Annotated in this window: 6 protein-coding genes; 5 read left to right on the top strand and 1 reads right to left on the bottom strand. The window is 59.9% G+C overall.

The features are described from left to right. The first annotated feature begins 182 nt into the window (after positions 1–182). From QMX93_RS16675 to QMX93_RS16655, 5 genes are all read left to right on the top strand, one after another. Positions 183–1,631 carry an ATP-binding protein gene (locus QMX93_RS16675; RefSeq protein ID WP_282357118.1) on the top strand — a complete coding sequence of 483 codons (1,449 nt, stop codon included), beginning with the start codon at positions 183–185 and terminating at the stop codon, positions 1,629–1,631. 274 nt (positions 1,632–1,905) lie between these two features. Beyond that, the gene (locus QMX93_RS16670) at positions 1,906–4,713 is read left to right on the top strand and encodes a multicopper oxidase domain-containing protein (RefSeq protein ID WP_282357117.1); all 2,808 of its coding nucleotides are present in this window, start codon (positions 1,906–1,908) and stop codon (positions 4,711–4,713) included. 17 nt (positions 4,714–4,730) lie between these two features. Continuing rightward, on the top strand, positions 4,731–5,810 hold the full coding sequence (locus QMX93_RS16665; RefSeq protein WP_282357115.1) for an SCO family protein: 1,080 nt from the start codon (positions 4,731–4,733) through the stop codon (positions 5,808–5,810). A gap of 94 nt (positions 5,811–5,904) precedes the next feature. Further along, a complete protein-coding gene (locus QMX93_RS16660; protein WP_282357114.1) occupies positions 5,905–7,395 on the top strand; it encodes an ATP-binding protein in 1,491 nt (496 codons plus the stop codon). Continuing rightward, on the top strand, positions 7,364–8,794 hold the full coding sequence (locus QMX93_RS16655) for a sigma-54 dependent transcriptional regulator (protein ID WP_282357113.1): 1,431 nt from the start codon (positions 7,364–7,366) through the stop codon (positions 8,792–8,794). Before QMX93_RS16660 ends, QMX93_RS16655 begins: the two co-directional genes overlap by 32 nt. 148 nt (positions 8,795–8,942) lie before the next feature. On the opposite strand, the gene QMX93_RS16650 is transcribed toward QMX93_RS16655, so the two are convergent. Then, entirely contained in the window at positions 8,943–9,290 is a 348-nt protein-coding gene (locus QMX93_RS16650) for a hypothetical protein (RefSeq protein ID WP_282357112.1), read from the bottom strand. Between the last annotated feature and the right edge of the window lie 188 nt (positions 9,291–9,478).

The raw sequence follows: 9,478 nt of genomic DNA, 5'->3' as shown, positions 1-9,478 counted from the left end.
GCCGAAGGCTGCGATCTTTTGATCCTGTTTTTAAATCAAGATCAAAAGATCGCAGCCTTCGGCAGCTCCTACAGGGATTTGCGGTGGGTTTGGCAGGTGTGCATCGGGTCGATATCCCCGTAACCGGGCAAACACCCGACGGTGGGCTATAACCCTAAGAGACGTATCGGGAAGTCGCCGCCATGAACATGCAGTCGAAATCGCTTCCGGTTGAGGAGGGCACGTTACGGTTGGGCTCGCGCAAGCAGCCGTTCAACCTGCTGCGCTGGTTTTCGCTGATCAGCATGGCGGTGATCGCCACCGTGGCGGTGGCGCTCGGCGCGGTGTCGACGCGGTTCGTGATCGAGGAAAGCGTGCAGCGTGATGCCCTGCTCACCGCGCAATTCATTCAGGCCATCGCTTCAGCCGAAGTGCGCCACGTCTCGATCCCCAACGTGCGCACCATGGGCGAGTTGCTCGACCCGCGCCAGGACAAGGATTTTCCCGATGTCGATCCGCAAGCCCGGGCCGATGCGCGGGGGGAGTTTCTCGATCACATCGAACACTTGCCCGACGTGATCCTCGCCAACATCTATGCGCCGGATCGCCAGGTGATCTGGTCGACCAACCCGGTTCTCGTCGGCACCAGCATCCATGCCGACGAAGACCTTGATCGCGCCTTCAATGAAAAGATTCCGGTGTCGGCCAGCTATCACGACGTCGACAAGGCGCGTGAAGAACAGAAGTTCGTCATTCCGCCGGACTACATCTTTATCGAAAACTACATCCCGCTGTTCGACGCCGACGGCAAGACCGTCACGGCGATGGTCGAGATTTATAAGGAACCCAAAGACCTGATCGCGCGCATGGAGCGTGGAATGATCCTGATCTGGCTGGCCACTGCGCTCGGCGGCGGGCTGATTTATCTGGGCCTTTACTGGATCGTGCGGCGCGCGGCGATTTTGCTCGCCGTGCAGCAAAAACAACTGATCGCCAATGAAACGTATGTTGCGTTGGGCGAGATGTCGTCCGCCGTGGCGCACAGTTTGCGCAATCCGCTGGCGACCATCCGTTCCAGCGCCGAGCTCGCGTTGGAGTTCGACGCCGGCCCGGCCGAGAAGAACATCAAAGACATCATCGGCCAGGTCGATCGCATGTCGAAATGGGTGCGCGAGTTGCTGCAGTCGTTGCGTCCGCTCAACGATGACCCGGAACCGGTGAACCTCGTGGCGGCGCTGCACGAGAGCCTCGTCGCCTTCGAACAGCAGATCGCCAGGGCAGGCGTAAAAGTAGTGTTTCAGCCGCAGCACACGCCAATGGTGCTGAGCCAGCCGGTGCAACTGACGCAGATCCTCAACAGCCTGCTGGCCAACGCGCTGGAGGCGATGGACAAGGGCGGCACGCTGACCATCAACCTCGAACCAAGCGACGATCGTGGCGTTTGCGTGGTGCTCAGCGACACCGGCAAAGGCATGAACGAAGAACAGCGCACCATGGCCTTCCGGCCGTTTTTCACCACCAAGGCCGGCGGCCTCGGCGTCGGTCTGGTGCTGGTCAAACGCATCATGGAACGCTTCGGCGGCGGCGTAACCCTGCACAGCCGCGAAGGCGAGGGCACCACTGTGCGCCTGGCCTTCCAACTCGTCGAGTAATTCGCTAACCCCTGTAGGAGCTGCCGAAGGCTGCGATCTTTTGATCTTGATCTTAAAAAACAAGATCAAAAGATCGCAGCCTTCGGCAGCTCCTACAGGGATTATGTATGCCCCAAAATTTTTATGAACTTCCCCCATCACTGGGTGTCAAGACCCGGTCACCGGGGAGTGGGGACACCCGCAGCCCCCGCAAGCCCCTGTAACAACTGGAAATAAATTCTTGGCGCACTAGTTGCAAAACACCATCACCCCTTCCTTGATGAGGCGGCTGGTGATGGACAGAACAACGCGTAACCCAAGCAACACCTTCCTGCTGACGCCGCTGAGCGTCTTCCTGCTGTTGACCCTCGGCACCATGGCCGGCGTTCGAGCGAGCCCGATCGATGACGAGCGCGAGCCCGAAGCATCCGATCCGTCGGCCTACTACGACGAGCCAGCGGATGAGGCGACGGCGCTCAACGCCATCCTGACCATGCCCGAGGCCAACGAAGATTCTTTCGATTTGCCCGACGGCGTCAAAGGCTCGCGTGACACCCCGCGTGCGGAAAACGTTTTGCCGCCGACCGTGCAGACTAGTTTCAACTACCCCACCAACGGCAAGCCGAGCCCGCTCTATGGCGCGCAGCCGTTCACCCAGCAATTGGTGTTGTTCGAAGAGTTCGGCCCGGAAAAACTCGACCCGACCACTCCCGCCGCGCCGCTGCCATTTCCACCGGCCGCGATCGGCCCGTCCCCCGCGCAGGATCCGAACAACGTCGCCCGCAGTGCGCCACCCGGCACTGCGCTCGATGCGTTTCTGCGTCAACCGGGCCTGACGCCATTCCCCAGCCAGTTCTCCAACATTGTCGACCGCAACCCGTGGCAGGCGCAGATCGAGGTGTTCCTCAACCGCCATATCGGTTCGTCGGCAGAAGGGCGGCCGCCAGGAAAGGGCTGGGCGCATCAGCGCTGGAACGAGTTCTACCCGCAAGTTGCCTACAAAACCGCGCAAACCGGTGCGCGCATCAATGGCGGCCTGCGTGACAGCGTGCAGATGCACCATTACGCCGTGGGCGAATTCGGCCCCGGCGGCCTGTACCACAACGTCGCCGGTGTACCGCTGACGGACGGCACGGCCAAAGGCGTCGACCCGCGCTTTCACCCGAACATGCCGGTGCAGAACCACAACGCGGTGTGGACGTTCGACGGCACGCTGCCGCCGAAACTGTTGATGGTGCGCTACGGCCAGCCGGTGATGATGCGTCACTACAACGGCTTGCCGATTGATCCGGCGGCCAACCGCGGGTTCGGCTTGCACACCATCAGTACCCACGAGCACAACGGTCACGCGCCGGCGGAAAGCGACGGTTATGCCAACGCATTTTTCTTCCCGGGGCAGTTCTACGACTATCGCTGGCCGATCCAGCTCGCCGGTTACGACAGCATCAACACCAAGGCTGAAGACCCGCGCGCAGCGTTCCCCTGCGCACCGGGTGAAACCCTGTGGGTCAACGACCTGGCCCCTGCGAAAAAGACCTGCGACCACGGCACCATCAAGATTCGCGGCGACTGGCGCGAGACCATGAGCACCCACTGGTTCCACGATCACATGCTGGATTTCACCGCGCAGAATGTCTACAAGGGCAACGCGGCGATGATGAATTACTACAGCGCGCTGGATCGCGGCAACGAATCGGTCAACGACGGCGTCAACCTGCGCCTGCCCAGCGGCAGCGCCTTGCCGTGGGGCAACCGCGACTACGACGTCAACCTGGTGTTCGCCGACAAGGCGTGGGATCAGGAAGGCCAGTTGTGGTTCAACCCGTTCAACACCGATGGCTTTCTCGGCGATCAGATGCTGGTCAACTGGCAGTGGAAACCGACCCTCGACGTGCGCGCGCGCAGCTACCGTTTCCGCATCCTCAACGGCTCGGTGTCGCGTTACTTCAAACTGGCGCTGGTGCGTGAGATCAAAGGCAGCAGCGGCGAGTTTCAAGGGCCGAAAAACTCTGGCGTGTCGTACAGCCGTGTGCCGTTTCACATGATCGCCAACGATGGCAACATCATGGAGCACAGCGTGCCATTCGACGGCTCGATGGATCTCGATGCCGACGGCGACAAACAGAACCACAACGCGATCTTGCCGACCCAGGGTATTGCCGAGCGCTTCGATATCATCGTCAACTTCGCCAAAAACGGCATCAAACCCGGCGACAAACTGTTCTTCCTCAACTTGCAGGCCCACGACGACGGCAAGGGGCCGAAAGACGTGATCTCGCTGGGCGACGTGCTCTCCGAGAAATACCTCGCGGTAATCAAGCAGAGCAGCAAAGGCCCGCAGTGGGACAAGGGCGATCCGGCGGTGGGCAAAGTCTTGCAGCTCAACGTCAAGGCCTACACCGGCCAGGATCTGGCGATGGATCCGGCAGCCTACGAGCCGGCCAAACCGGGCAAGGCTGAAGGGCTGGTGATGATTCCGCTGAAGATTCACCGCGACAACGCTGCCGACAAAGCACTGCTGGCCAACGCCCGTCACCGCACCTTCACCTTCGGCCGTTCCGACGGCACTGATGAAGCGCCGTGGACGGTCAAGACCGATGGCGGGTTCGGCTTCCACATGGATCCAAGGCGCCTCAACGCCTCGACCAAATTGTCCAGCGGCCCGACCGACGCCGGTATCACCGGTTTTGGCACCCTGGAGGTGTGGAACATCAAGGCCGGCGGCAAGGGCTGGAGCCATCCGGTGCACGTGCACTTCGAGGAGGGGATCATCCTCAGTCGCGGCGGCAAGGCACCGCCTGAATGGGAAAAATGGGCGCGCAAAGACGTCTATCGCATCGGTTCGGAAAACGATGGGCTGGACAGCGTCGAGATGGCGATCAACTTCCGCGAGTTTGCCGGGACGTACATGGAGCACTGTCACAACACTCAGCATGAGGACAACTCGATGCTGCTGCGTTGGGACCTTGAGAAGCCCGGGCAACTGCAGTTGATGCCGACGCCTCTGCCAAGTTGGGACGGCGTGCGCTACGTCAACTCCGCCGCGCTGCCAACCTTCCGCAATGGCGATGGCTTCGGCCCGCAAGTGACCGTGAAAAAATGAACTGCGAGCGCACCGTCATGCCAACACAAACTCCGCGTTCCCGCGCGCTGGGCATGCACCTGGTGCTGATGCTGGTGGTCTGTGTGCTCGGCAGCCGCGTGCTGCTGGCACATCAGGCCAGCGTCGGCCAACCGCCCGCGGCCAGCGAATCCGCCACCCCGTGGGGTGGCGACTATTTCCCCAATACCCTGCTGACCGATCAGGACGGTCAGCAGGTGCATTTTTTCGATGACCTGATCAAAGACAAAGTGGTGGTGATCAACTTCATCTTCACCTCGTGCAGCGACTCCTGCCCACTGGAAACCGCGCGCCTGCGCCAGGTGCAGAAACTGCTCGGCGATCGGGTCGGGCAGGACATTTTCTTCTACTCGATCAGCATCGATCCGCTGAGCGATACGCCCGAGGTGCTCAAGGCCTATTCGCAACGCTTCAAGGTCGGGCCGGGCTGGAAGTTTCTCACCGGCGAATTCGAAGACGTCACCGACCTGCGCAAGAAACTCGGGCTGTTCATCGAAGGTGTCGACAACGGCCGCAGCAAGGATCACAACCTCAGCCTGATCGTCGGCAATCAGACCACCGGGCGCTGGATGAAAGCTTCGCCATTCGAAAATCCGTGGATTCTTGCCGATCAACTGGCCAACACCTTGCAGAACTGGAAGCAGCCGAGCATCGAAGAAAGCTACGCCAACGCCCCGGATATTCGCCCGCCGAGCAACGGTGAAGAACTGTTTCGCACCCGTTGCGCCTCGTGCCACAGCCTCGGCCCGCAGGACGGCCAAGGCATCGGCATGCGCAACATCGGCCCCGACCTGGTTGGCGTGACCCGCAACCGCGACCCCAAATGGCTGAATCGCTGGATTCGTGAACCGGATCGCCTGCTTGCGGAAAAAGATCCGATCGCGCTGCAACTGTATGAACAATTCGAGCGAATTCCGATGCCCAACCTGCGCCTCGACGAAGCGTCGGCTCAGTCGATCATCGACTTCCTCAGTGACGAAACCGAACGTCAGCAAACGTCCGCCAAAGGCTTGGCCGACGGCGGCTTGACGCCAGTAAAACCGGGCGATAGCGCCGCGACGGTGAGTCAAATGCGCTAGCGGCAAAATAGCATCATTGAACCGTGTGTCGCGGTCATAGCCACCTACACTAAGGGCTGTAACCGCTTCAATACAAACACTCCAGGGCACTCCCATGCAGCGACTGGAAGCACAAAAAACCTCTGCACCGAACGCATCGGTCGCAGGCAAGGGCTGGCGTGAGCAGTTCGATCTGCTGCGCTGGTTCACGCTTGCCAGTTTTTTCATCATTGCGGCCGTGGCGCTGGGGCTCGGTTACATCTCCACGCGCTTCGTGGTTACCGAAAGCGTCGAGCGTGACGCGCTGCTGACCGCGCAATTTGTTCAGGCCATCGGCGAGGCGGAAATGCGCCACGCCAAAATCAATCCGAACCGGACGATGGGCGAGATGCTCGACCCGCGCCAGGATAACCACTATCCCGATGTTGATCCGGCGTTACAGGCGTCGGCGCGCACCGAGTTTCTCGATCACGTCGAACACTTGCCGGACATTTTACTGGCGACCGTTTATGCGCTGGATCGCACGGTGATCTGGTCGACCAACGCCGAGCTGATCGGCGTTCATATCGACGATGACGACGAACTCGACGAGTCGTTCGAGATGAGAGTGCCGGTCTCCTCCAGCTACCACAAGATTGACGACGAACGTCCCGAACAGCGTCTGCTGCGCGAGCCGAAATACCTGTTCATCGAGAACTACATCCCGATGTTCAACGCCGACAAAAGCAAAGTCATCGCCATGGTCGAGATCTACAAGGAACCGTCGGATCTGGTCGACCGTATAGATCGCGGTTTCGCCTCGATCTGGGCGGCGACCTGTTTTGGAGGAGCGGCGATTTTTCTGGCGTTGTTCTGGATCGTCCGGCGCGCGGCGAAATTGCTGCAAAGCCAACAACAGCAATTGATCAGCAACGAAACCTTTGTTGCCCTCGGCGAAATGTCTTCGGCGGTGGCGCACAGTTTGCGTAATCCGCTGGCGACGATTCGCTCCAGCGCCGAACTGGCTCAGGAAGTCGCCAGCCCCGGTGCGCAACGCAATATCGGCGACATCATCAGTCAGGTCGACCGCATGTCGCGCTGGGTGCGCGAACTGCTGGTGTCGTTACGGCCGATGAATGACGACGGCGAAGCGGTAGATCTGGTGCTGGCGGTGGAGGACACGTTGGGTGCCTTCGACGCGTTGATCAGGCGTAACGGCGTCGAAGTGCGATTCAGTCCACAAAATTGCTTGCCGGTGGTCAGTCAGAAGGTGCTGCTCACGCAGATACTCAATAGCCTGTTTGCCAATGCTCTGGAAGCCATGCCCAAGGGCGGTGTGCTCAGCATCGAATTCGAATCGCCGCAGCCACATAGCGTGCGCATGACCCTGAGCGACACCGGCAAGGGCATGAGCGCGTCGCAGCAACAGCTGGTGTTCAAACCGTTTTTCACCACCAAACAGGGCGGCCTCGGGGTTGGCCTGGCGTTGGTCAAAAGAATCATGGAGCGCTTTCAAGGTTCGGTCGTCCTGACCAGCCGCGAGCAGGAAGGAACCCGCGTCAGTCTCAACTTCAAAGTGGCATCGGGAGGGGAATATGGAACACAGCATTCTGCTGGTCGAGGATGACGAACTGTTGGCCGAGAATATTCAGACCTACCTGGAGCGCAAAGACTTCGAGGTGACAGTCTGCCATTCGGCCGAAGACGCGCTGGAGCGACTGGAAAGCTTTATGCCCGACATCGTCCTGACGGATAACTCGCTGCCGGGCATGAGTGGTCACGACCTGATCAAGAAGCTGCGCATCAGCGCGCCGGATCTCAAAGTGATCATGATGACCGGTTACGGCAACGTCGAAGACGCGGTGGTGGCGATGAAGGAGGGCGCCTTTCATTACGTGACCAAACCGGTTGCGTTGGCGGAACTCAAACTGCTGCTCGACAAGGCCCTGGCCACTGAACGGATGGAGCGCACGCTGTCGTTCTATCAGGAGCGCGAGGCGCAGAAATCCGGGATACAGGCGCTGATCGGCGACTCGGCGCCGATGCAGTATCTGAAAAACACCATCGGCCAGTTGCTCGACGCCGAACGGCGCATGGCCAACACCGATCTGCCACCGGTGTTGGTCGAAGGCGAGACCGGCACCGGCAAGGAACTGGTGGCCCGTGCGCTGCACTTCGACGGCCCGCGTAGCAAAGGCCCGTTCATTGAGTTCAACTGCGCGTCGATTCCGTCGAATCTGGTGGAGTCGGAACTGTTCGGGCATGAGAAGGGCGCATTCACCGACGCCAAGGATCGCCGGGTCGGGCTGGTGGAAGCGGCGGATGGCGGCACGCTGTTTCTCGATGAGATTGGCGAGATGGATCTGCTGTTGCAGGCGAAGATCTTGAAATTGCTGGAGGATCGGACGATTCGCCGGGTGGGTTCGGTGAAGGAGCGCAAGGTCAATCTGCGGGTGATCAGCGCGACCAACTGCAACCTTGAGCAAATGGTGCAGCAGGGCAAATTCAGGCGTGATCTGTTTTTCCGTCTGCGGATTATTTCGATCAAAGTGCCGCGTTTGTATGCGCGCGGTGAGGATATTTTGCTGTTGGCGCGGCATTTTCTCGCCAGCCATGGCAAGCGTTACGGCAAACCGAATCTGCATTTCAGCCAGCAGGCCGAGGAGTTGCTGCTCAGTTACACCTGGCCGGGCAACGTGCGCGAGTTGCGCAACATGCTTGAGCAAACTGTGCTGCTGGCGCCGAGCGATACGATTGCCGCGCATCAACTTAATGTGTGCATGAGCCTGGTCGACGAGCCGCCGCTGCATATTCATGAAGCGCCGGTGCACTACGAACCACGGCCGGCGAGCAATACCGAATCTATGAACCTGCCGGAGGTGGAGCGCGATATGGTGCGCAAGATGCTCGACAAGACCGACTGGAACGTCACCAAATCCGCGCGCCTGCTCGGCCTGAGCCGCGACATGCTGCGTTACCGCATCGAAAAACTCGGCCTGGCCCGCCCGGATAAACGGCAGTGGTAATCCCTGCACCGATCAATTGTAGGAGCAAGGCTTGCCCGCGAAGGCATCCTGTCAGCCGCCAAATGTGCTGACTGACATGGCGCTTTCGCGGGCAAGCCTTGCTCCTACAACGGTTGGGTGTTCCAGCCGAAGTTTTGGCCAACCCGAATCAATGCTGCTGCCGGCTCAAACACTCCAGCAAACAACCGGGATCCAGCACTTCATCATTCACATAAATCCCGCGCTCGGCATCGTACGTGCGAATAAACACCCGCACCGTCGCATCCGCCACCGTCGGCAGTTGCGAATCGTAGAACTCATGGTCACCCGGGATCACCACAAAATCCTGCGGCGCCGCCTCTTCATACGATCGCGGCGGCGTCGCATTCAGTGAATACGGGGCAGGGTGGGCAAAGGGCTGGTTAGGCCCGTAGTACACAAAATTGCTGTCCAGCGCCTGCGCCTGAGTGGCAGCAAGCAGACAACCCATCAACAACAGCCGTTTGAGCATCAGCATGGCGGCACCTGCGAGTGCGGTATTCCCCAAGGCTATTAACTATAGCTGCCCACGCCACTAACGCCCGATCCACATCGGATCCCTGTAGGAGCTGCCGAAGGCTGCGATCTTTTGATCTTTAAAAGCAGGATCAAAAGATCGTCCGAACGCGGCCCGAGCCTGCGGCAGCTCCTACACGGTGTGGCTTA

The organism is Pseudomonas sp. PS01303 (genome assembly GCF_029959385.1).
In the GTDB taxonomy this organism is placed as follows: Bacteria; Pseudomonadota; Gammaproteobacteria; order Pseudomonadales; family Pseudomonadaceae; genus Aquipseudomonas; species Aquipseudomonas rustica.
This window is presented reverse-complemented; position numbering and strand designations above follow the sequence as displayed.